Origin of the sequence: Clostridium sp. CCUG 7971 (genome assembly GCF_017590215.1) — a bacterium.
Taxonomy (GTDB): domain Bacteria; phylum Bacillota; class Clostridia; order Peptostreptococcales; family Peptostreptococcaceae; genus Faecalimicrobium.
In genome coordinates, this window is sequence record NZ_JAFFPK010000124.1 from 1 (window position 1) to 23,251 (window position 23,251).

The window sequence follows — 23,251 nt, forward strand, 5'->3', positions numbered from 1 at the left end:
TTTTTATATACTTATGTATCACTATATACTTTTTAGTTTACAATCAGATATGAGGTTTTATTTTAGGATACTTTATATAAGTTTTATGATTTATATATTATAATAAATTAGTGACCTAAGATAAGAAACTAATTTAAGGTGGTAATATATGATTAGTATAGATAAGTTAAATGAAAATCAGCTAGAAGCTGTTAAACATATAAATGGACCATGTATGGTACTTGCGGGACCTGGTTCAGGTAAGACAAGAGTAATAACATATAGAATAGCTAATATGGTTGTAAATGAAGAAATAAAGCCTACAAGTATATTAGCAATAAGTTTTACAAAGGCATCATCTTTAGAAATGAAAAATAGGGCTTTAAGCTTAAGTAACGATTATAGAATGAATAAGGTTACATATGGAACTTTCCATTCAGTGTTTTTTAGGATACTAAGATATTTTGAAAAATACAATCTTGAAAGTATACTTGATGAAAAAATGAAGAGAATGGCTATAAAAGGAATCTTAAAAAGCTTAGAAGTAGAAAATGGAGAAGATGACGAAGTTGTAGGTCAGGTTATAAATGAAATATCGTATGTAAAAAATGAGCTTATGGATAAAGTTGATTTTAAATCAGAATTACTAAGTAGTGATGAGTTTATAAAAGCTTATAATTTATATGAAGAGCATAAAGATCAAATAAATAAAATAGATTTTGATGATATGTTAATAAAAACATATCATTTACTAAAAAATAATAAGTCTGCACTAGATATGGTAAGAAATGTATATAGATATATTTTAGTAGATGAGTTTCAAGACATAAATAGAGTTCAATTTGAAGTACTTAAACTAATATCAAATCCTAATAATAATATATTTGTAGTAGGAGATGAAGATCAAAGTATATATGGATTTAGAGGAGCTAGACCTGACTTTTTACTACAATTTGAAGAGTATTTTAAAAATACGAAAAAGGTACTTCTAGACATAAATTACAGATCTAAAGATGAAATTATAAATGTAGCAAATAGACTTATAGAAAAAAATGAAAATAGGTATGAAAAGGTAATTAAATGTAATCAAGGATTAGGGGCTAAAGTAAACTATATTTCGCCTGATGATTCAGAAGAAGAAGCTGTTTTTATTGGTAAAGATATACTAGAAGAAGTAAAAAAAGACTATGTTGAATACACTGATTTTGCAGTAATATATAGAACAAATATACAATCAAGAGCGTTGGTAGATGTTTTTATGGACATGAGAATACCATTTGTTGTAAAAGATGCAATAGTTACTATATATGATCACTGGGCATCTCAAGATATATTAGCTTATTTAAGAATTGGATTGAATCCTAATTCTAATAAAGATTGGGTCAGAATTATAAATAAGCCATTTAGGTATATATCAAGAGATAGTATAAATATGATAAAAGATGAGAAAGACTTTATAAATTCACTTATAAATAAATGTGAACTAAAGCCAAATCAAATAAAAACGATAAATGATTTAGAAATAGATTTAAGTTATTTAAAAACTTTAAATCCTAAAAATGCTATATCCTATATTAGGACAAGTTTAGATTATGATAGATATATATTAGACTACTGTACAAATAGGAAAATTAAAGCTAATGGATTAGTAGAGATATTAAATGAATTAGAAAGTTCAGCAACAAACTTTAAAACTATAGAGGAATATCTAGATCATATAGAAAGAGTAAAGAGTGAATTAGTTGACAATAAGCATAATAAAAATACTGATGGTGTCATATTTACAACAATGCATAGCGCTAAAGGGTTAGAATTTAAAAATGTTTATATAATAGGAGCTAACGAAGGTACGATACCTCATGAAAAGTCATATGACTTAGATGATGATAAAAAGAAAGCAGAACAAATTGAAGAAGAAAGAAGACTTATGTATGTAGCAATAACAAGAGCGGAAGAAAATTTATATATAAGTTCACCTATCAATAAATATGGAAAGAAAGTATCAAAATCAAGATTTATTGACGATATAAAGGCTCCAACAAAGGAAGAGATGGATAATATAATAATAGGAGATAAAATATATCATAAGAGATTTAAAGAAGGTACTGTAGTACAAAAAGAGAATAATCTTATTAAAGCAAAGTTTAATGATGGAGAAAGAACATTTGATTATAAATTATGCTTAACTAAAAATATGATATGGAAAATATAGAAAAATGCGCTTTGCTTAAGCTACTGTGTGGGCGCTACACTTCATGTCGCCAACGCCTGCGTCTGTTGCTCAAGGTCATATATAGGTATTATAAAAGGCTTACCTTAAAAATCACTTTAAGATAAGCCTTTTGAATTCTAATAATATATTCCTTTTTCAAAGAAGTCTTTTATTTCATTTAGATCATTAGTTTTTCCAAGGGCTAACATTAATTTTATTCTAGCCTTTTGTCCTGGAAGATCTCCGCCGAATATACATCCAAGATTTCTTAAGTCTTTTCCAGAACCTAAGTATCCATAACTATCAAATACTCTACCAGAATGACATCTAGATACTATAACAACAGGTATATTATTTTCTCTAGCATATTTAACACCTTCATACATTTTAGGAGGGATGTTACCTCTACCCATAGCTTCGATTATGATTCCTTTATATCCATTATCAGTAGCAAATTTTATAAATTCTTCATCCATTCCTATACCAGATTTAAATAATGCAACTTTAGATTCAACACTATCTGTGTCTATTATAGTTCTAGAAGATACAGTTTTATATAAAACAAGCTCATTACAATCTATTATACCTAAAGGACCAGATCCAATAGATTGGAATGTATTTAATGATAAAGTACTAGTTTTAGTAGCTTCAGAAGCTAGCATAACTTCATTGTTTAAAACAATAAGAACCCCTTTTCCAATAGCTTCCTTAGATATAGCAGTACAAACTGCAGCTGATAAGTTACTAGGACCATCATATCCAAGCTCAGAGCTACTTCTCATAGCACCTGTAACTATAACAGGCTTTATACTAGTAATAGTTAAGTCTAAGAAATAAGCAGTTTCTTCTAAACTATCTGTACCATGTGTAATTACTACACCAGATATATCTTCTCTTATAAGTAAATTATTTACATAATCCTTTAATTCCATCATTCTTTGTGGAGTTATGTGAGGTCCAGGTATTTCATCAAAATTAAGAACTTCAACATTTGCAACCTTATCTATGTTTGTAACCATAGACATTATTTGCTCACCAGATAAAGTTGGTATAGCAGCACCAACCTTTTCATCTACAGTCATAGATATAGTACCACCAGTAAAAACTATAGCAACTTTCTTTTTAGTCATAATAGTATCCTCCTACCATTTTAATATATAATAAATAAATTATATCAAAAAAACCTATATAGGTCTATTGGATAAAATTAAAAAGTATAAAAAAAAGAGCTCGGGGAAGCTCTTTTTTTGTATTAAATTGATTTCCGTAGTCAATTTAATATTTTTAAATGGATATAAAGTATATCCGTTCAAAAGGGGTATTGGGAATAGAGATTTTAATTAAGGTTATCAGGGGGATAACCATGTATTTATAATAACAAAATTCGACAGAAAAATCAATAGTTTTTCAAAAAAAAATTTTTATCGAATAAAAAAACAAAAAAATAAAACCTACTTCTTTTCCGATTGAAAGTAGGCTGATGAATACTTGGTATTCATCAAATGGGGTATTGTGAATAGAGATTTTACTAAGGTTATCAGGGGGATAACCTTAATTAAATAATATCAAAATTCGACAGCTTAATCAATAATTTTCCACAAAAAACATAAAAATTTACAAAATATGTTAATAAAAAATAATTTATACAAATAAAAATACTTAAATGGATAATTATTATAAATTAAAACAACATATTTTAATCCATTAAGGTATTAAATATTAAAATATATAAAATTTAATGTTATAATATAAAGATATGAATTTTAAATAAAGTGCATAATATACAATAAAGCAAAGAAATAATTAAAGTTTGATTTATGTAAAACTTTTATTATTCTAATACGTAAAATATAAATTTGGTAAAAATAAATAATATATATCAATAATAGAAAGTTGGTGTAATATATGGAGATATATTTAGATAATAGTGCGACAACTAAACCATATAAAGAAGTAGTTGAAAAAATGGTTTATGCACTTAGTACGGATTATGCTAATCCATCTTCTTTACATAGAAAGGGTATAGAAGTTGAAAAAAATATAAAATCTATAAGACAAGATATAGCAAGATCTATTTCAGCAAAGGATAAAGAGATATACTTTACATCTGGCGGAACGGAATCTAACAACACTATAATAAGAGGTGTTGCTAATTTATATAAAAAAAGAAAAAATCATATAATATCTACAAAAATAGAGCATCCATCTGTTTTAGATACACTTAAAGACTTAGAGAGTGAAGGTTTTGAAGTAACATATTTAGATGTTAATGAAAAGGGAATAATAGATATTGAGGAATTTAAAAGATCATTAAAATCAACAACATCTTTAGTAACTATGATGCATGTAAATAATGAGATAGGTGCTATTGAGCCTATACAAGAAGTAGGTAAGCATCTAAAAACGTTAAATGATAAAGTATATTTACATGTAGACGCCGTACAATCTTATGGAAAGATTAACTTTAAGCCATCAAGATATAATATAGATTTTATGAGCGTAAGCGGACATAAATTACATGGACCTAAGGGTATAGGATTTATGTATATTAAAGAAAATAATAGATTAAAACCTCTTTTAACAGGTGGAGGACAAGAAATAGGAATAAGATCAGGGACAGAAAATGTTCCTGGTATATATGGATTAGGAGAAGCTATAAAAATAACAAATAAAGATTTAGATAAGAATATAGAGAAAATATCTAATCTAAAAAATATGCTTAAAGAAGGTCTATTAGAAAATATAGATGATATAAAGATAAACTCTAATGATGATGGAGTATGCCACATATTAAACGTTTCTTTTAGAGGGATTAAAGGAGAAGTATTACTTCACTACTTAGAACAAAAAGGAATATATGTATCTACAGGATCAGCATGTTCATCTAAGAAAAAAGGAAGTCATGTGCTAAATGCAATAAAACTTAATCCTGATGAAATTGAAGGAGCTATAAGATTTAGTTTAAGTGATATGAATAATGAAGAAGATATATTAGAAGTTATAAAAGTGGTAAAAGAATCAGTAAATGACTTAAGAATGATAATAAGAAGACGATAAAAATTAAGAGGTGATGGTATTGTACAATATATTAATAGTTAAGTACGGAGAAATAGGTGTAAAGGGAAAGAATAGATATTTATTTGAGAATAAACTTATAAAAAATATAAAAAATATGTTAAAGCCAATAGGAAGTTTTAATGTTTATAAAGAGTATGGAAGAATATATGTAGACTTAGAAGATTATGACTATGAAGAAGTTATAGAAGAGGTAAGACAAGTATTTGGTATAGTTGGAGTATGTCCTGCTATAAGAGGAGAAAAAAGCTACGAAAACTTAAAGGAACTAGCATTAAAGATGTTAGAAGAAAAGATAGAACAAGGATATAAAAGTTTTAAAGTTGAATCAAGAAGAGGGGATAAATCATTTGAATTAAACTCTCAACAAATGAGCTTAGATATAGGTGGTTATTTAGTATATAACGTAAAAGATAGAATAGCAGTAGATGTTAGAAATCCAGAAGTAAAAATAAAGTGTGAATTAAGAGAAAATCATGTTATGGTGTATAGTGATACTGTAGCAGGTTATGGTGGATTACCACTTGGAACTAATGGTAGAGCAATGTCACTTTTATCAGGTGGTATAGACTCTCCAGTTGCATCTTGGATGGTTGCTAAAAGAGGTATGGAGTTAGAATGTGTACATTTCCATAGTTATCCATTTACAAGTGAAAAATCACAAGAGAAGGTTAGAGATTTAGCTCAAATACTAGCAAAATACTGTGGAAGAGTAAGACTTCATAAAGTAAACATGTTAGAAATACAAAAAGAGATAGGTCTTAAATGCAAAGAAGAAGAGATGACTATAATATCTAGAAGATTCATGATGCAAATAGCTCAGAGATTAGCAGATAAGAGACATTGTGAAGCTTTAGTTACAGGAGAAAGTATAGGTCAAGTTGCATCTCAAACAATACAAGGATTAACTTGTACTAATGCAGCTGTAAGTATACCAGTATTTAGACCATTAATAGCAATGGACAAGACAGAAATAATAGAAATAGCACAAAAGATTGGTACATTTGAAACATCAATATTACCAGAAGAAGACTGCTGTACAGTATTTTCTCCAAAAAAACCAGTAACTAAGCCTAGATTAGAAAGAATAGAAAAATCAGAAAGTGCATTAGATGTAGAAAAATTAATAGAATATGCAATAGCTAATGTAGAAGTAGAAGATATAGAATTTTAATATATAAATAAAAAGATGGCATAAATTGCCATCTTTTTTTACTAGTCTTTCTTAAATACTTTAGCTCCAAATTGCTCAACTATCTCAGTAGCTTTAGCTATATCTTCACTAGTAGCATTTTCTACATCCTTTAATTCGTAATCTATTCCCATACTTTCCCATTTGTGAACTCCCATAGTATGGTAAGGTAATAATTCAAATCTATCAACATTATTAAGAGTAGATACAAACTTACCTAAAGCTTCTAAATTTTCTTTAGTGTCTGTGATTCCAGGAACAAGAACGTGTCTTATCCAAACAGGGATATTTCTTTCGTCTAAATGCTTAGCTAACTTAAGAGATTTTTCAATTCCTACACCAGTTAAATTCTTAGACTCTTCATCAACCATATGTTTTAAGTCAAGTAAAACAAGGTCTGTATTATCAAGTATAGGATCTATTGTTTCTATATTTACAAATCCTGAAGTATCTAAACAAGTGTGTATATCATTTTTCTTAGCTTTAGCAAATAACTCTGTTAAAAACTCGGGTTGTAAAGTTGCTTCACCACCTGATGCTGTTATACCTCCACCAGAGAACTTCATGTAAGAAGCGTATTTTTTAGCATCTGCTATTATTTCATCAGTTGTATATTCTTTTCCACTCTTTGTATCCCAAGTATCTCTATTATGACAATACTTACATCTTAATGGACATCCTTGTAAAAATAATATATATCTAATTCCGGGTCCATCAACTGTACCAAATGTTTCTATAGAATGAATTCTTCCTTTAACCATATCGTTCACCTCATAAGTTGTATTTATAAAATTTATTAAATATATAATAAAATATATTGTATACAAAAATCATCTCTAATTAAATTATATGATAATTAGCACATAAAGTCTACAGGTCTATATAATAATTATCTTCTAATATTATACTATATACCCAAAAAGTAGGCATTTAAACAAAAATAATAACATTAGTAAATGGTAAAAAATAGGATGGTAGAGGAGAAGTATATAATTTATATAAAAAAGAGGGTGTAAGTTGATGAGACTTACACCCTGAAAAATATTTATACTTTGATTAATTGATTGTTAAATTGTCCGGTTTAAAGTTTAGTTGTTATAAATTAAGCCATTTTTCCGTGGAATGTTCTGTTTATAACGTCTAATTGTTGTTCTCTTGTTAATTTTATGAAGTTAACAGCATATCCTGAAACTCTTATAGTTAATTGAGGATATTTTTCTGGATGTTCCATAGCATCTTCTAAAGTAGATCTATCAAATACGTTAACGTTTAAGTGATGAGCTCCGTCTCCGAAGTATCCGTCCATCATTGCTGATAAGTTAGTTACTCTTTCTGCCATATCTTTTCCTAAAGCACCTGGTACTATAGAGAAAGTATTAGATATACCATCTTGAGCATGTTCGTATGGTAATTTAGCAACTGAAGATAATGAAGCTAAAGCACCACTGTGATCTCTACCGTGCATTGGGTTAGCACCTGGAGCAAATGGTTGACCAGCTCTTCTTCCGTCAGGAGTGTTACCAGTTTTCTTACCGTAAACAACATTTGAAGTTATTGTTAATATAGATTGAGTATGGTAAGAATCTCTATAAGTCTTGTTCTTTCTTATTTTGTTCATGAAGTTTTCTATTAAGTCACAAGCTATTTGGTCAACTCTGTCATCGTTGTTTCCGTATTGTGGATATTCTCCTTCTATTTCGAAGTCAACAGCTATTCCTTGCTCATTTCTTATAGTTTTAACTTTAGCATGTTTTATAGCAGATAATGAGTCAGCACATACTGATAAACCAGCTATACCACAAGCCATAGTTCTGAATACGTCTCTATCATGTAAAGCCATTTCTAATGCTTCATAAGAATATTTATCATGCATGTAGTGGATTACGTTTAATGTATTTACATAAAGGTTAGCTAACCAATCAGTAAATGGCTCGAATTTAGCCATAACTTCATCGTAGTCTAAGTATTCTGAAGTTATTGGTTCAAATCTTGGTCCAACTTGAACTAATGATTTTTCATCAACCCCACCGTTTATAGCATATAATAAAGTTTTAGCTAAGTTTACTCTAGCTCCGAAGAATTGCATTTGCTTACCTATCTTCATTGCAGATACACAACAAGCTATACCGTAGTCATCTCCCCAGTATGGTCTCATTAAATCATCGTTTTCGTATTGTACTGAACTTGTATCTATAGATACTTTAGAACAGAAATCTTTGAATCCTTGAGGGAAGTGGTTTGACCATAATACTGTTAAGTTTGGTTCAGGTGATGGTCCTAGAGTGTAAAGAGTATTTAAAACTCTGAATGAGTTTTTAGTTACTAATGTTCTACCATCTATACCCATACCACCGATTGATTCAGTTACCCAAGTTGGGTCTCCAGAGAATAAATCATTGTATTCAGGAGTTCTTAAGAATTTAACCATTCTTAACTTCATAACGAAGTGGTCCATTATTTCTTGAACTTCTTCTTCAGTTATAGTACCAGCAGCTAAATCTCTTTCGAAGTATATATCTAAGAAAGTAGAAGTTCTACCTATAGACATTGCAGCTCCGTTTTGATCTTTTATAGCTCCTAAGTATCCGAAGTATAACCATTGAACAGCTTCTTTAGAGTTAGTAGCTGGCTTAGATATATCAAATCCGTAAGTAGCAGCCATTGCTTTTAATTCATTTAATGCTTTTATTTGATCAGATATTTCTTCTCTTAATCTTATAACACCTTCGTCCATAGTAGAAACGTCTAAAGTATCTTTTTGATGGTTTTTGTCAGCTATTAAAGCGTCAACTCCATAAAGAGCAACTCTTCTGTAGTCTCCTATTATTCTACCTCTTCCGTAAGCATCTGGAAGTCCTGTTACTATACCAGATTTTCTAACAGCTCTCATTTCAGCAGTGTAAGCATCGAATACCCCTTGGTTATGAGTTTTTCTGTATTTAGTGAATATTTCACTTATTTCTGGATCACATTCGTACCCGTAAGCTTTACAAGAATTTTCAACCATTTTTATACCACCAAATGGCATAACAGCTCTTTTTAAAGGAGCGTCAGTTTGAACCCCTACTATAGTTTCTAATTCTTTATCTATATATCCTGGAGCGTAAGCATTTATCATAGATACAGTTTTAGTATCAACGTCTAAAGTTCCACCATTGTCTCTTTCCTTTTTGAAAAGAACCATTGCTTCGTCCCATAATTTTTTAGTATTTTCTGTAGCTCCAGCTAAGAAAGAGTCATCTCCTTCATATGGAGTGTAGTTTAATTGGATGAACCCTCTAACATCTATTTCCTTAGTCCATCTACCTTCTTTGAATCCTTGCCATGCATTCATATTGATAGCCTCCTTAAATTAAATCAGGTTTTAAATTTGTAAAAGTTAATTTTTATATTTTTAAAATCTAGCTAGATATTTTTTAAACAATATAATCATAACATAGAATTAGTATTTTGTATACAATATTTATGTATGATTTTGTTGTTTTATGAGAGATAACTTTTATTGTTCCTCTTCTTTTGTATTAAATATATACCCACTAAATTAAACATATAAACAAGAAAATATTACAAATTTTAAAAAAAATATACTACTAAACTCTCTATCATATATGTATAAAAATTGAATATTTATATATATAGGAGGGGATGATTTTTATGTTCATTATAGTATTACTATTTTTAATTGGTTTTATACTGATTACTAAAGGTGCAGATATATTTATAAATTGTACTGTTGAAATTGGTAAAAAAACTAATATATCAGAATTGATATTGGGAGCTACTATAGTAAGTTTTGCTACTACGCTTCCAGAGATGACTGTTTCATTATTTGCTTCAATAGATGGACATGCGACGATGAGTTTAGGCAATGCAGTAGGATCTATAATATGTAATACAGGTTTAGTTTTAGGACTAGTAGCATTTATAAGTCCATTTAAAGTAGATAAAAATATGTTTATTTCAAAATCAATACTACTTTTAATATGTGTTATAACTTTAATACTTTTAGGTCTAGATGGAAATATTACGAAAATAGATTCAATAGCATTATTAGCATTACTATCAATATATATGTACACTAACTATAAAAGTGTTGCTAATGAAAATATGAACTCTAGAAAGTCTAAACCTAAAACTAGTTTAGCAGAGGATCTAAAGATAGGAATCTTCTTTGTACTAGGTCTTATAATGATGATTGTAGGATCAAGGTTACTTGTAGATAATGGAGTAATAATAGCTGAATTTATAGGAATACCACAATCCGTTATAAGTTTAACAGTTATAGCATTAGGAACATCATTACCAGAACTAGTTTCATCAATTACAGCAATAAGAAAAAAACATCATGCAATTTCAGTAGGTAATATACTAGGAGCTAACATATTAAATATAGTATCAGTTATAGGAATATCAGCTATACCAAATAATATACCTATATTATCTCAAAATATTTCATTAGATTTTCCATTTATGGTATTACTACTTCTTACATTAATATTACCTACTATTAAAAAGCATAAGTTATATAGATGGCAAGGATTAGTAATGTTAGGTACATATTTTACATATATAATTACATTATATTCTATATATATTTAAGCATATAAGTAAAAGCTAAGTTTATATCGTCGTGAATACTATACCTATATAAGGGACAAAATACTAATTGCATATTATTTAAAATAAATATATAATGGGTAGGTTAAGATAAATTGATTACGGAAAGGAAGTAATATATGAACACAATAAAATTTGAAGATTTACAAATAAACGACGATATAAAAAGAGCTGTAATAGAAATGGGGTTTGAAGAACCATCTCCGATACAAGCACAATCTATACCTGTAATATTATCAGGTAAGGATGTTATAGGACAAGCTCAAACAGGAACGGGAAAAACAGCAGCTTTCAGTATACCATTATTAGAGATGGTTAATCCAGATGACAAAAGTTTACAAGCGGTAGTACTTTGTCCAACTAGAGAACTTGCAATACAAGTTTCTTCTGAAATAAGAAAAATAGGTAAATACATGCACGGAGTAAAAACTTTACCTGTTTATGGTGGCCAACCAATAGATAGACAAATAAAATCATTAAAGAGTGGAGTTCAAGTAGTTATAGGTACTCCAGGGCGTGTTATAGACCATATAAATCGTAAAACATTAAAATTAGATAATGTAAAAATGGTTATGTTAGATGAAGCAGATGAAATGTTAGATATGGGATTCAGAGAAGACATAGAGATGATTTTAAGCAAGACTCCAGAAGATAGACAAACTACTTTCTTCTCAGCTACTATGCCAAAGGGGATATTAGATTTAACTAAGAAATATCAAAAAGATCCAGAACATATAAAGGTTGTTAGAAAAGAACTTACAGTTCCAAATATAAAGCAATATTATATAGAAACTAGATCTTCTAATAAGTTAGAAGTACTATGTAGATTAGTAGACGTATACAACCCTAAGTTATCTGTTGTTTTCACAAACACTAAAAGAGGAGCAGATGAATTAGTAAGTGATTTACAAGCTAGAGGATACTTTGCAGATGCGTTACACGGGGATTTAAAGCAAACTCAAAGAGATATAGTTATGGATAAGTTTAGAAGTGGAACAATTGATATATTAGTAGCTACAGACGTTGCAGCTAGAGGTATAGATGTTGATGATGTTGAAGCTGTATTTAACTATGATTTGCCACAAGATGAAGAGTACTATGTACACAGAATCGGTAGAACTGGTAGAGCTGGAAGAAATGGTATATCATTCACTTTCGTATTTGGTAAAGATATGAGAAAAATGAGAGATATAGAAAGATACACTAAGACTAAATTAGTTAAACATGAGATACCTTCAATAGCAGACGTTGAAGAAAAGAAAGTTAATGCATTCTTTAATCAAGTTAAAGAAGTTATAGAAGCAGGACACTTAACTAAGCAATTACAATGGATAGAAGGATTCTGTGCAGATTCTGAGTCTGATTTTAGTACAGTAGATGTAGCTGCTGCACTTTTAAAATTATCTTTAGGTGAAGAAAAGCAAGAAATAGTTGAAGAAAAACCAAGAGAGCGTAGAGAACGTGGTGACCGTAGAGAACGTAGAGGAACAACAGGTGCTCAAGACGGAATGGTTAGACTATTTATAAATGTAGGTAGAAACCAAAGAGTTCAAGCTAAAGATATAGTAGGTTCTATAGCTGGAGAAGCTGGAATACCAGGTAAATTAGTTGGAACAATAGATATATATGATAAATATACTTTCGTTGAAGTTCCTAAGGAAAATGCTAAGAAAGTATTAGAAAAGATGAAAGATATAAAAATCAAAGGTAATAAAATAAACATAGAACAAGCTAATAGAAGAAAGAAATAGTTATTTTTAGAAGGTATGATTAAAATCATACCTTCTTTTATTTTACAAATATATATTTAGTAACTATTTGTGATATTATTTTATATATTAAAGAATTATGACGCTTGGAGGTAGTATATGGAGATATTAAGTCATGGATGTACGCTAGATTGTTTTGATGCATGTAAGTTTAATGTATATGTAGAGAATAATAAAGTTATTAAGATAGAAGGTGATAAAAATCATCCTTATACAAAAGGATTTATATGCAATAAAGGAAGATCTCATTTAGATAGATTAAATCATAAAGATAGGATTACTACACCTTTACTTAAGGTCAAAGATAAATGGGTAGAAATTAGTTTTAATGAAGCTATACAAATAATGGTGAAGAAATTAAGTTATTATAAGGAGACTTATACTTCAAAATCTGTTCTTTACTATACTCAGTATGGAAGTGGATCTTTACTTAAAGATATAGGAGATATATTCACTAATTTTTATGGAGGAGTATCAAAATCAAAAGGTGGACCCTGTTGGAGTGCGGGGATTAAAGCTCAAAAATATGATTTTGGAGTTGCAAGAAGTCATTCTTTAGAAGATATGTTTAATAGTAAGAATATATTTATTTGGGGTAAAAACCCAGCTTATACAACTATACATACTATGCAAACTATAAAAAAAGCCAAAGAAAAAGGAGCTAAAATAATAGTTATAGATCCTATATATACACAAACTGCCAAGATTGCAGATATTTATATAAGAATAAATCCAGGTAGTGATGGAGCTTTAGCAGCTGCAATGAGTAAAATTATAATCGATGAAAAAATATATGATAAAGAATATATAAATTCATATGTATTAGGATTTGAAGAATATAAAAGTTATATCGAAAAATTAGATTTAAACTATCTTTCAAATGAGTGTGGAGTAGAAATAAATCAAATTAAAGAATTAGTAAAATTATATACTCAAAAATATTCAACAATATGTTTGGGATATGGTATGCAAAAATATAAAAATGGGGGAAATACAATAAGATTAATAGATTCATTAGGTGCCATTACTGGACAAATTGGATTTAGTGGAGGAGGAGTAAATTATGCAAATAAAGTTTACTCTAAATATATAAATACAGATCCATATGAAAGTGAAAGTTTTGGTGAGAATAGAGAGTTTTATACTAGTAAAATAAGTAAATTTATTAATGATTCTTTTAATGCAAATAATATACCTATAAAAATGACAATTATAACAAAAAGTAATTTATTAAATCAATTGCCAAATTTAGTAGAACTAGAAGATGCTTTTTCTAAGATTGATTTTAAGGTTTGTTTTGATATGTTTATGACAGACACTGCGTCTAAATGTGATTTATTTATACCTTGTACAAATACTTTAGAAAGTGAAGATATATTATATAGTTCAATGACTAATCCATATATAATTTATAATGAAAAAGCAGTTGAACCAAATGATAAATTAATGGATGAGTATTATTTCTTTATGGAATTAGCTAAAGCAATGAAAATAAATAATTATCCTTATGTATCTAAGTATGAATATTTAAATGAAGCAATAAAACCTCTTAAAAAAATTGATAAAGATATAAATTTAGAAAAAATTAGAGATACATATTTTACAATACAAGAATATATAGCATGGGAAGATAAAGTATTTGATACGCCTTCAAAAATGTTTGAATTATATTCAAAAGAAGCTGAAAAGGATGGATTGAGTCCAATACCTATTTACATAAGCACTCCAAAACAAAATAAATTTAGGCTATTAACGAATCACCATAGAGAAACACTATTTAGCCAACATTATATAGATAAAAATGGAATATCAAAAGCATATATTAATGAAAATATGGCAATAAAAGTAAATATAGAAAATAAAGAGGTTGTAAGACTTAAAAATAAAAATATTACCATAGAGACAGAAATAAATATAGACAATAGTATAAGTGACTATGTAGTAATGATGTATGTTGGATGGTGGAAAAAGCATGGGAATCCAAACTATATAGCAGATAGTGATATATCAGATATGGGTGGTCAAGTAACATATAATGAAACTTTCATAGACATAATAAAACAAAAGTAGTGATATTTCTTTGAAGGATAAGAGATTAGATTATAGAATTTATTAGAAGTTAATACTTTTGTAGATAGTAAGGGGGTAGCTTAATGATAAAATATTCTTTAGACCAAAAAAACTTAATTATAGAGTTTATGGCTACAGAACTAGATCACCATATAGCCAATGAGGTTAGAGATGAGATTGATGATATACTAATTTCGAAATCTATTAAAAATATAATATTTAACTTTAAGAATATTAACTTTATGGATTCTTCTGGTATAGGTGTAATTATAGGACGATATAAAAAGATTTCCAGCGAAGGTGGAAGAGTAACAGTAGTAAATGCAAATGATAGAATAAAAAAAATATTTAATTTATCTGGTATGAACAAGATAATAGGCGTTTACGATACATATGAAGAAGTAGTAAGTTCTTTGTAAGGGGGAATATATTATGAGTAATGTTATGGAAGTGAAGTTTTCTGCCAAATCTGAAAATGAAAGCTTAGCAAGAGTTATAGTTGCATCTTTTGCAGCAAAGTTAGATCCAACATTAGATGAATTAGCAGATATAAAAACTGCAGTATCAGAAGCTGTTACGAATTCTATTATACATGGATATGATGAAGATGAATCTAAATTTGTATATCTTAGATGTGAAATAAAAGATAATACAATTAAAGTTGTAGTAGAAGATAGAGGACATGGTATGGAAGACGTTCAAATGGCTATGCAACCACTTTATACATCAAAACCAGAACTTGAAAGATCAGGTATGGGATTTACTGTTATGGAAAGTTTTATGGATGATGTAGAGGTAAGTTCTATTAAAAATGATGGAACAAAAATTGTAATGACAAAAAAATAAACTTACCTGAATAAAGTCCAAAAAGAATAGAGGTTTTATTATGGGGATAACTGCAAGTAAAGAAAAAAGAGTATTGCTTAGCCATGAAGAGACACTAGATTTAATAGATAGAGTACAACAAGGGGATGAAGAGGCTAAAGAAGTTTTAATAGAAAATAACTTAGGACTAGTTAGAAGTGTTGTAACGAAATTTTTAAATATAGGATATGATAGAGATGACCTATTCCAATTGGGCTCTATAGGTTTGATAAAAGCAATATATAAATTTGATCCGAAATTTAATGTTAAATTTTCAACTTATGCAGTACCAATGATTTTAGGTGAAATAAAAAGATATTTAAGAGATGATGGTATGGTAAAAGTATCTAGATCTCTTAAACAAATAGCAATAAAAGCTAAAACTACAAGTGAGATACTAACTAAAAAATTAGGTAGAGAACCTAGTATAGAAGAATTAGCTAAGGAACTAGATATAGAAAAAGAAGATTTAGTAATGGCAATGGAATCAAATTCTTCTGTTGAGTATTTACACGGAGTTATTCATGAAGAAGAAGGATCGCCAATATGCTTAATAGATAAGATAAGTCAAAAAGGCGAAAATGAAGAAGAAAAAGTTGTAGATAATTTATTGATAAAAGAAATACTCGGAAAGTTAGATAAAAGAGAAAGACAAATAATTATGCTTAGATACTTTGAAGATAGAACGCAAAGTGAAATAGGTGAACTGTTAAAAATATCTCAAGTTCAAGTATCTAGAATAGAAAAGAAAGTATTATCAAAGTTAAAATCATATATTAGCTAAATATAAGTAAACCTCTAATAATATGTAATTTAAATTTACATAAATTAGGGGTTTATTTTTTTGTATAAAACAAATAATAAAAGAGAAGGAGGAATTAAATATGGAAGATATTTACTTAATACCCATAAGGATAAAACCTTTTAAGGTAAGTAAGAATAAGATTTATTTAAAAGATATTTATGATATTTATCCTCAAAGTGAAAAAGATTATTTGGGTGATATTTGTATTAAAAATTATACAGCTCATAAATCTAACTACGATGTCATACATTTAGGTGAAGTAATTCAAATAATTAAAGATAAATTCCCCCAGGTTCACATTAGTTTTTTAAAAACTGATGATGTTGTAATATTTTTTGATGAAGGTAAAAAAGATAGAACAAAGTATATAAGAGTTTTTATTGTATCCATAATAGTGCTTATGGGATCAATAATGGGAATAATGAATTTTCATGCCGACGTAAATATGGAATATTCTCAATTTATGATGGTAGATTCAATAACGAAAGATGGGAAAAAATATTTGCCATATTTCCAAATACCATATTCTATAGGTATTGGAATTGGAGTAGCTTTATTTTTTAACAAATTTATTCCTACATACTCAAAACTTGAACCTAGTCCATTAGATTTAAAAATGATTTCCTTAAATAAGGACATCGAAAATGAACTTAGAAAAAGGTAATGACTAAATAATTTGAAGTTATTTTTATTTATATATGGGTTATCATGCGGAATGATGGTTGGGGCAGGAGTTGTAGGAATACTGATATTAATAGGAATTATACCTAGAATGGCACAAGTTAGCAAAACAAAGGAATATATGAGCTTATATGAAGGAATACTTGTAGTAGGAACTTTACTAGGAAGTTTAATATCCATTCAAAAAATTTATATTAATATAGGGTGGATAGGAGCAATAATATTTGGACTAGCATATGGAATTTTTGTAGGTTTTCTATCTTCAGGTCTTACAGAGGTACTTGATTATATCCCAACAATATCTAGAAGACTAAAAGTACCTACTATTTATTTAAAATATGTAATAATATGCTTACTAATTGGAAAGGTAATAGGTTCATTTGTAGGATGGACAATAGTTAGAGGAGGTTTATAACAATGGATAAAGATTACAAAAAGTATGTAGATGAAATAAGCCCTAAGCCTAAATATTTGAAAAATTATATATGGGCATTTATTGTGGGTGGAATAATTTGTATGATAGGTCAAGGTATTAATGATTTGTATATGAAGTTCACACAGTTAGATAAGCTAACTGCAGCAAATGCAACATCAATTACATTAATTTTTATAGGTGCTTTACTTACAGGACTTGGAGTATATGACCTTTTAGGTAAAAGAGCTGGAGCAGGTTCTATAATTCCTATAACTGGATTTGCAAATTCTATAGTATCTCCAGCTATGGAATATAAAAGAGAAGGTTATGTAATGGGTGTTGGAGCAAACCTATTTAAAATAGCGGGTCCGGTATTAGTATATGGAATAGGATCATCTATTATATGTGGATTTGTATACTATATCTTTAATCTTGTAAAATAAGGAGATGAGAATGTGAAAAACAAAAGAATAGGCCAAAGAACTGTTAAAATGCAAAACAAACCAACTATAATATCAGCTTCATCTGTTGTAGGACCCAAAGAAGGAGAAGGTCCTCTTAAAGACTATTTTGATTTAATATTAACAGATGATTTATATGGCGAAAAATCATGGGAATTTGCTGAGAGTAAAATGGTAGAAACAGCTATGGAAAAAGCAGTAAAAAAGGCTGGTAAAAAACTAACTGACGTAAATTATATGTTTGGTGGAGATTTAATAAATCAATTATTACCAGCATCATTTGCAGCAAGAGAACTAGCGATACCATTCTTTGGAATATATGGAGCTTGCTCAACTATGGCAGAAGGAATGTGTTTAAGTGCAATGATTGTAGATGGAGGATTTGCTGATTTAAGTTTATCTGGAACATCTAGTCATTATTGTACAGCAGAAAGACAATTTAGATTTCCTCTAGAGTTAGGAAATCAAAAACCTATGACAGCTCAGTGGACAGTAACAGGAGCTGGAAGTGTACTTATTGCTCCAAATGGAGATGGACCGAAAATAAAGTACGTTACAGTAGGAAAAGTAATAGACAAAGGAATTGATGACGGAAATAATATGGGAGCAGCTATGGCTCCAGCTGCAATAGATACAATATATTCTTATTTTAATGATACAAATGATGACCCAAATAGCTTTGATATTATAGCTACTGGAGATTTAGGTAAGTTAGGGAAACAGATAACAGAAGATTTATTAAAAGAACGAGGAATAGATATATCAAAAGTATATACAGATTGTGGCCTTGAAATGTTTAATTTAGAAGAACAAGATGTTCACTGTGGTGGAAGTGGATGTGGATGTTCCGCTACAGTATTTGCAGGATATATTTATGATAAATTAGCAAAAAAAGAATTCAATAAAGTTATGTTAGTGTCAACAGGAGCATTGTTATCTCCAACAAGTACATTACAAAAACAAACAATACCATGTGTAGCACATGCAGTGGTAATTGTTAATGAGGAGTGATTAATATGCTGATGGATTATTTAAAGGTATTTTTAGTAGGAGGTACAATCTGTTTAATAGCTCAAATTATGATGGATTACTTCAAAATGCAAACGCCATATGTAATGGTAACATATGTAACTAGTGGGGTTATATTAACTTTCTTAGGAATATATGAACCAATAGTAAATTTTGGTGGATCAGGAGCTACTGTACCTATAATTGGATTTGGATATTCTCTAGCAAAAGGTGTAATGAAAGCTATAGAAAGCGATGGTTTTTTAGGTATATTTACTGGTGGAACAATAGCAACAGCAGGAGGAATAGCAGCAGCTATATTCTTCGGTTATATAATGGCAGTTGTATTTACTCCAAAGGCAAAACCTTAAAACATTAAAAAAGCTAACTATCAAAGTACTGATAGTTAGCTTTTTAATATTTAACAGTTTAAATTTTTACTGTGCTGGTTCGGCAGGAGGAGCTGTAGCTCCGCCACCGCCGCCTTCAGCAGGAGGAGGTGTAGGATTAGTAGTTCCGCCGCCACCTTCAGCAGGAGGAGTAGTAGTTCCACCGCCGCCTTCAGCAGGAGGAGGTGTAGGATTAGTGTTTCCACCGCCACCTTCAGCAGGAGGAGTAGTAGTTCCACCACCACCTTCAGGTGGGTTTGCACCTCCACTATTTTCTGGAGTTGTTGGAGTTTGCTCTTCCTCTTCCTTAGGTTTATCATTAGGAGTAGGTTGAGTAGTATAAGATCTAGTAGGATAAGTTCCTTTTATAAATGCTGCACTAGATCCAAATGATGATTTACCACCATCTATTAAGTTAATTTTTGTAAAGTATATATTATCAGGCTCTTTAAATTTAACCTCATGCTCTAAGTTCTTATGAATAGGGCCCATAACTTTTGCCCATAGTCTTGAAGCAGTTCCACTACCACCGTTAACACTTCTACGTTTTATAAATTTACCTGTATTAGGATCTTTTCTACCAGCATCATCACCTATATAAGTTGCTCCTACATAATATGGTGTATATCCAACAAACCATGCATCAAGAGCTTCATTTGTTGTACCTGTCTTACCAGCAACAGGCATACTACCTAAAGATGCAGATTTACCAATACCTTCAGTTATAACTGAAGCTAGCATATCTGTAACAACATAAGCAACTTCAGGAGAAACTACCTTATGTTCTTCTGGAGTATTTTTTACTATTACTTGCCCATCATAACTTGTTATAGTAGTAAATACTATAGGTTCTACATAAACACCACCATTAGCTAATGTACCGTAAGCGGCAGCCATTTCAAGTGGAGATATACCATGAGTCATACCACCAAGTGTTAATGCAGGGAATCTTCTATCACTTTTATCTAAATCAGCAGTTTTACTATCTACTAATGTTGATATACCGAAGTTCTTTAAGTAATCCATCATTACATCAACAGCTTCTTCATAAGTGTCACCTAGCATTTCAGCAGTTTTTATAGCTATAGTATTTGAAGAATAAGCTAAAGCTTTACGTAAAGTCATAGAACCTCTACCAGATGTTGTAGTATTAGGATTCCAACCTTTATGATTGAATTTATAACCGCCTTTTGCATCACTTAAAGAAGTTGATTGAGTAAGTCCTGAATCTATAGCTGGAGCATAAACTGATAATGGTTTTATAGTTGAGCCAGGTTGTTGAGCTGTTGTAGCTCTATTTAATGTTTTTCTTCCTGTTATATGTCTACCTCCAACTAATGCTTTTATTTGACCATTTCTATAGTCAAGTATAACCATAGATGATTGAGGTTGAATTATTCCATCATCTCCAGGCTTGCTACCAGGGAAGTTTCTGGTATCATCATACTGTTTTTCTAATTCACCTTGCATTTTTGGATCTATAGTAGTCATTATTTCTAATCCACCATTATAGAACATATTATAAGCTTCATCTTTAGTATTTCCTTGAGCTACTAAAGCATCAATTACATTGTATTCAATATAGTCTTCTACAGATGATGCAACTTTATCAGGAGCCTTAGGAAGCTTTATTTTTATTTTTTCTGCAACTGCTTCATCATAATCTGATTGAGATATAAATCCAACTTCTAACATTTTCTTTAAAACAACTTCTTGTCTTTGTTTAGCCTTTGGATTATTTATAGCTTTTCTTACAACCATAGTACCCGACTTTAGTTGTTTGAAAGTATCTTCATTAGGTATAAGACCCCAAGAATGTAACTTTTTAACCATATCAAAATCTGCTTTAGTAGGGTCATCAAGAGCATCATCAGGAGTATTTATGAAAAATAATAACTTATTTTCAACATCTTCCTTACTTTCATTACCATCTAACTTAGATGTCATGTAAGCTGAATACCTTGATGGGTTTTTAGTAGAACCAGCAAGTAATGCAGATTCTGCAAGTGAAAGTTCAGACGCTTTTTTATCAAAATAACCACGAGCTCCAGCTTCAACTCCAGCAAGTCCTTTACCGACGAAGAAGTTATTTAAATAAGCTTCAAGTATTTCATTTTTACTTAAAGTTTTACTCATTTCATAAGCATAGTATATATCCTTTATTTTACGAGGTAGACTTTGCTCTTTAGATGTTAATAACATTTTAGATACCTGCATTGGTATTGTACTACCACCTTGCTTTGTACCTGTTAATGTTTTTACTACAGATCTAAATAAACCTTTAATATCAACACCCTTATGTTCATAGAAACGTTCATCCTCGATGGCAACAACAGCATCTTTTATGTTTTGAGGAATTGAATCAAATGGTATGGGTTCTTTTTTATTTACACTAGGTGCATTAGATAAAAGTTCATTATTAGAATATTTGATCTTAGTCGTTTGGTAAGTTTTCTCATCTAATAGAGCTTTAGTAACTGGTTGAACATTTTTTAATGAAGCAAATACCAATCCAGTACCACCTGCAGCTCCAAGTACTAATAGTACTAAAATTACTATACCACTAACTCTAAAAAACTTGAATTTATCATTTTTTTTATTAGATTTAGACTTAGGTTTAGGCTTAGTATTACGAGTAGATGAAGATGGTTTACCAGTAGGCTTGCTAGTCCTATTAGAAGAGCTAACCTGCTTTCTTCTTATTTTATTTTTATTTTCATTGTTATCATTACTCATTAAGTTTTAACCTCCTTACTTAATGTAATATTATACCACACATATGAATAATTTTGTAATCAATAGATAAAAATGAATATAATGTAATACTTCATAAACTACGTTTAAAATAATGAATCAGTCTATTTAGATATTATGCGATAAATACTATTTTAAGACTAATTTATATATATACTTAAAATATAATATAGTATCAATTATTTTTCACTAAAATAAAAAAAATATGTGAATACTTACAATTACCTACATAAAATAGTAGGGGGTGTTATTTTGAAAAAACAATATAGCGAAAATAAAAAAGAAGATTTTAAAAAAATAACCTTTATATTTTCTACTATACTTATACTATCTATCCTTATAGGAAGTTTTATATATGTAGATACAAGTTTAAGGCCGACTATAACTGTGCTTGCAGAAACTAAAGCATTAGAACTTGCAAATAGATCAATAAATAAAGCGGTAGGAGAGATTGTAAAGGATAAAATAAACTATTCTGATTTAATTAATACAAAATTAGATTCTCAAGGAAAAATAACTATGATGCAATCAAATACAATTATGATGAATAAAATAGCATCAGATATTGCGCTACAAATTCAAGATGAGTTAAAACAAGTAAAGACAACGACATCTTACATACCAATAGGAACAGCTTTAAAAAGTCCAATACTTGCAAAATATGGTCCAAAATTAAAGGTATCTATAGAACCAATAGGAACTGTATCTGTAGATTTCAAAACGGATTTTGAATCATCTGGAATAAATCAAACTAGACATAGAATTTACTTAGAGGCAAAAACACAAGTAAAAGTAGTAATACCTCTTACAACATCTACTAAAGAAATAAAATCTCAAATCCCTATATGTGAAACTATAATAGTAGGAGATGTACCAGGTAGCTATGTAAATATACCTAAAGAAGGCGTTTCAAATATATTACCAAATATAGATATGAAAAATGTAACTAAATAATAAAAA

Annotated in this window: 19 protein-coding genes; 15 read left to right on the plus strand and 4 right to left on the minus strand. The window is 29.4% G+C overall.

The features are described 5' to 3' along the window. Nucleotides 1-148 precede the first annotated feature (148 nt). The gene (locus JWF52_RS15015) at nt 149-2,191 is read left to right on the plus strand and encodes an ATP-dependent helicase (RefSeq protein ID WP_208334349.1); all 2,043 of its coding nucleotides are present in this window, start codon (nt 149-151) and stop codon (nt 2,189-2,191) included. A gap of 137 nt (nt 2,192-2,328) precedes the next feature. Here the strand turns inward: JWF52_RS15015 and JWF52_RS15020 are convergent, their stop codons facing one another. Beyond that, nucleotides 2,329-3,321: an asparaginase gene (locus JWF52_RS15020; RefSeq protein WP_286184212.1), complete on the minus strand. Its 993-nt coding sequence runs from the start codon at nt 3,319-3,321 to the stop codon at nt 2,329-2,331. Nucleotides 3,322-4,096: 775 nt separating this feature from the next. Here JWF52_RS15020 and JWF52_RS15025 point away from each other — a divergent pair. Together JWF52_RS15025 and thiI are read left to right on the plus strand one after the other, a co-directional pair. Then, the gene (locus JWF52_RS15025) at nt 4,097-5,248 is read left to right on the plus strand and encodes a cysteine desulfurase family protein (RefSeq protein ID WP_208334350.1); all 1,152 of its coding nucleotides are present in this window, start codon (nt 4,097-4,099) and stop codon (nt 5,246-5,248) included. Nucleotides 5,249-5,267: 19 nt separating this feature from the next. Continuing rightward, on the plus strand, nt 5,268-6,440 hold the full coding sequence (gene thiI / locus JWF52_RS15030) for a tRNA uracil 4-sulfurtransferase ThiI (RefSeq protein ID WP_208334351.1): 1,173 nt from the start codon (nt 5,268-5,270) through the stop codon (nt 6,438-6,440). Between the two features lie 41 nt (nt 6,441-6,481). Here the strand turns inward: thiI and pflA are convergent, their stop codons facing one another. Together pflA and pflB are read right to left on the minus strand one after the other, a co-directional pair. Next, nucleotides 6,482-7,219: a pyruvate formate-lyase-activating protein gene (pflA, locus tag JWF52_RS15035; protein ID WP_208334352.1), complete on the minus strand. Its 738-nt coding sequence runs from the start codon at nt 7,217-7,219 to the stop codon at nt 6,482-6,484. Nucleotides 7,220-7,560: 341 nt separating this feature from the next. Then, nucleotides 7,561-9,792, minus strand: a complete 2,232-nt coding sequence (pflB, locus tag JWF52_RS15040) for a formate C-acetyltransferase (protein ID WP_208334353.1) — start codon at nt 9,790-9,792, stop codon at nt 7,561-7,563. A 320-nt stretch (nt 9,793-10,112) separates the two neighbouring features. On the opposite strand from pflB, the gene JWF52_RS15045 reads away from it, so the two are divergent. The 11 genes from JWF52_RS15045 (at nt 10,113) to spoVAE (ending at nt 19,519) form a co-directional block, all read left to right on the plus strand. Beyond that, a complete protein-coding gene (locus JWF52_RS15045) occupies nt 10,113-11,057 on the plus strand; it encodes a calcium/sodium antiporter (RefSeq protein WP_208334354.1) in 945 nt (314 codons plus the stop codon). A gap of 137 nt (nt 11,058-11,194) precedes the next feature. After that, nucleotides 11,195-12,826, plus strand: coding sequence for a DEAD/DEAH box helicase (locus JWF52_RS15050; RefSeq protein WP_208334355.1), 1,632 nt, complete (start codon nt 11,195-11,197; stop codon nt 12,824-12,826). Between the two features lie 117 nt (nt 12,827-12,943). Continuing rightward, nucleotides 12,944-14,914: a molybdopterin-dependent oxidoreductase gene (locus JWF52_RS15055; protein ID WP_208334356.1), complete on the plus strand. Its 1,971-nt coding sequence runs from the start codon at nt 12,944-12,946 to the stop codon at nt 14,912-14,914. An 83-nt stretch (nt 14,915-14,997) separates the two neighbouring features. After that, a complete protein-coding gene (gene spoIIAA, locus JWF52_RS15060) occupies nt 14,998-15,333 on the plus strand; it encodes an anti-sigma F factor antagonist (protein WP_042276868.1) in 336 nt (111 codons plus the stop codon). A 13-nt stretch (nt 15,334-15,346) separates the two neighbouring features. After that, nucleotides 15,347-15,760: an anti-sigma F factor gene (gene spoIIAB / locus JWF52_RS15065; protein WP_208334357.1), complete on the plus strand. Its 414-nt coding sequence runs from the start codon at nt 15,347-15,349 to the stop codon at nt 15,758-15,760. A 40-nt stretch (nt 15,761-15,800) separates the two neighbouring features. Then, the gene (gene sigF, locus JWF52_RS15070; protein ID WP_208334358.1) at nt 15,801-16,562 is read left to right on the plus strand and encodes an RNA polymerase sporulation sigma factor SigF; all 762 of its coding nucleotides are present in this window, start codon (nt 15,801-15,803) and stop codon (nt 16,560-16,562) included. A gap of 100 nt (nt 16,563-16,662) precedes the next feature. Further along, nucleotides 16,663-17,247, plus strand: a complete 585-nt coding sequence (locus JWF52_RS15075; protein ID WP_208334359.1) for a stage V sporulation protein AA — start codon at nt 16,663-16,665, stop codon at nt 17,245-17,247. Nucleotides 17,248-17,259: 12 nt separating this feature from the next. Further along, complete coding sequence (locus tag JWF52_RS15080; RefSeq protein ID WP_208334360.1) at nt 17,260-17,679, plus strand: stage V sporulation protein AB; 420 nt, start codon at nt 17,260-17,262, stop codon at nt 17,677-17,679. Between the two features lie 2 nt (nt 17,680-17,681). Next, entirely contained in the window at nt 17,682-18,122 is a 441-nt protein-coding gene (gene spoVAC / locus JWF52_RS15085; RefSeq protein WP_208334361.1) for a stage V sporulation protein AC, read from the plus strand. A 12-nt stretch (nt 18,123-18,134) separates the two neighbouring features. Beyond that, nucleotides 18,135-19,151, plus strand: coding sequence for a stage V sporulation protein AD (gene spoVAD, locus JWF52_RS15090; protein WP_208334362.1), 1,017 nt, complete (start codon nt 18,135-18,137; stop codon nt 19,149-19,151). Nucleotides 19,152-19,162: 11 nt separating this feature from the next. After that, nucleotides 19,163-19,519: a stage V sporulation protein AE gene (spoVAE, locus tag JWF52_RS15095; protein ID WP_353654960.1), complete on the plus strand. Its 357-nt coding sequence runs from the start codon at nt 19,163-19,165 to the stop codon at nt 19,517-19,519. 66 nt (nt 19,520-19,585) lie between these two features. Here the strand turns inward: spoVAE and JWF52_RS15100 are convergent, their stop codons facing one another. Then, entirely contained in the window at nt 19,586-22,273 is a 2,688-nt protein-coding gene (locus tag JWF52_RS15100; RefSeq protein ID WP_208334364.1) for a transglycosylase domain-containing protein, read from the minus strand. 270 nt (nt 22,274-22,543) lie between these two features. Between JWF52_RS15100 and yunB the strand changes: the two genes are divergently transcribed. Next, nucleotides 22,544-23,245 (plus strand): sporulation protein YunB, encoded by a 702-nt coding sequence (gene yunB / locus JWF52_RS15105; protein WP_208334365.1) that lies wholly within the window; start codon nt 22,544-22,546, stop codon nt 23,243-23,245. Nucleotides 23,246-23,251 lie beyond the last annotated feature (6 nt).

Excerpts from the sequence above, each read along its gene's own strand:
- JWF52_RS15015 (WP_208334349.1), top strand. The coding sequence starts at position 149 with ATGATTAGTATAGATAAGTTAAATGAAAATCAGCTAGAAGCTGTTAAA.
- JWF52_RS15020 (WP_286184212.1), bottom strand. The coding sequence starts at position 3,321 with ATGACTAAAAAGAAAGTTGCTATAGTTTTTACTGGTGGTACTATATCT.
- JWF52_RS15025 (WP_208334350.1), top strand. The coding sequence starts at position 4,097 with ATGGAGATATATTTAGATAATAGTGCGACAACTAAACCATATAAAGAA.
- pflA (WP_208334352.1), bottom strand. The coding sequence starts at position 7,219 with ATGGTTAAAGGAAGAATTCATTCTATAGAAACATTTGGTACAGTTGAT.
- pflB (WP_208334353.1), bottom strand. The coding sequence starts at position 9,792 with ATGAATGCATGGCAAGGATTCAAAGAAGGTAGATGGACTAAGGAAATA.
- JWF52_RS15045 (WP_208334354.1), top strand. The coding sequence starts at position 10,113 with ATGTTCATTATAGTATTACTATTTTTAATTGGTTTTATACTGATTACT.
- JWF52_RS15050 (WP_208334355.1), top strand. The coding sequence starts at position 11,195 with ATGAACACAATAAAATTTGAAGATTTACAAATAAACGACGATATAAAA.
- JWF52_RS15055 (WP_208334356.1), top strand. The coding sequence starts at position 12,944 with ATGGAGATATTAAGTCATGGATGTACGCTAGATTGTTTTGATGCATGT.
- spoIIAA (WP_042276868.1), top strand. The coding sequence starts at position 14,998 with ATGATAAAATATTCTTTAGACCAAAAAAACTTAATTATAGAGTTTATG.
- spoIIAB (WP_208334357.1), top strand. The coding sequence starts at position 15,347 with ATGAGTAATGTTATGGAAGTGAAGTTTTCTGCCAAATCTGAAAATGAA.
- sigF (WP_208334358.1), top strand. The coding sequence starts at position 15,801 with ATGGGGATAACTGCAAGTAAAGAAAAAAGAGTATTGCTTAGCCATGAA.
- JWF52_RS15075 (WP_208334359.1), top strand. The coding sequence starts at position 16,663 with ATGGAAGATATTTACTTAATACCCATAAGGATAAAACCTTTTAAGGTA.
- spoVAC (WP_208334361.1), top strand. The coding sequence starts at position 17,682 with ATGGATAAAGATTACAAAAAGTATGTAGATGAAATAAGCCCTAAGCCT.
- spoVAE (WP_353654960.1), top strand. The coding sequence starts at position 19,163 with ATGGATTATTTAAAGGTATTTTTAGTAGGAGGTACAATCTGTTTAATA.
- JWF52_RS15100 (WP_208334364.1), bottom strand. The coding sequence starts at position 22,273 with ATGAGTAATGATAACAATGAAAATAAAAATAAAATAAGAAGAAAGCAG.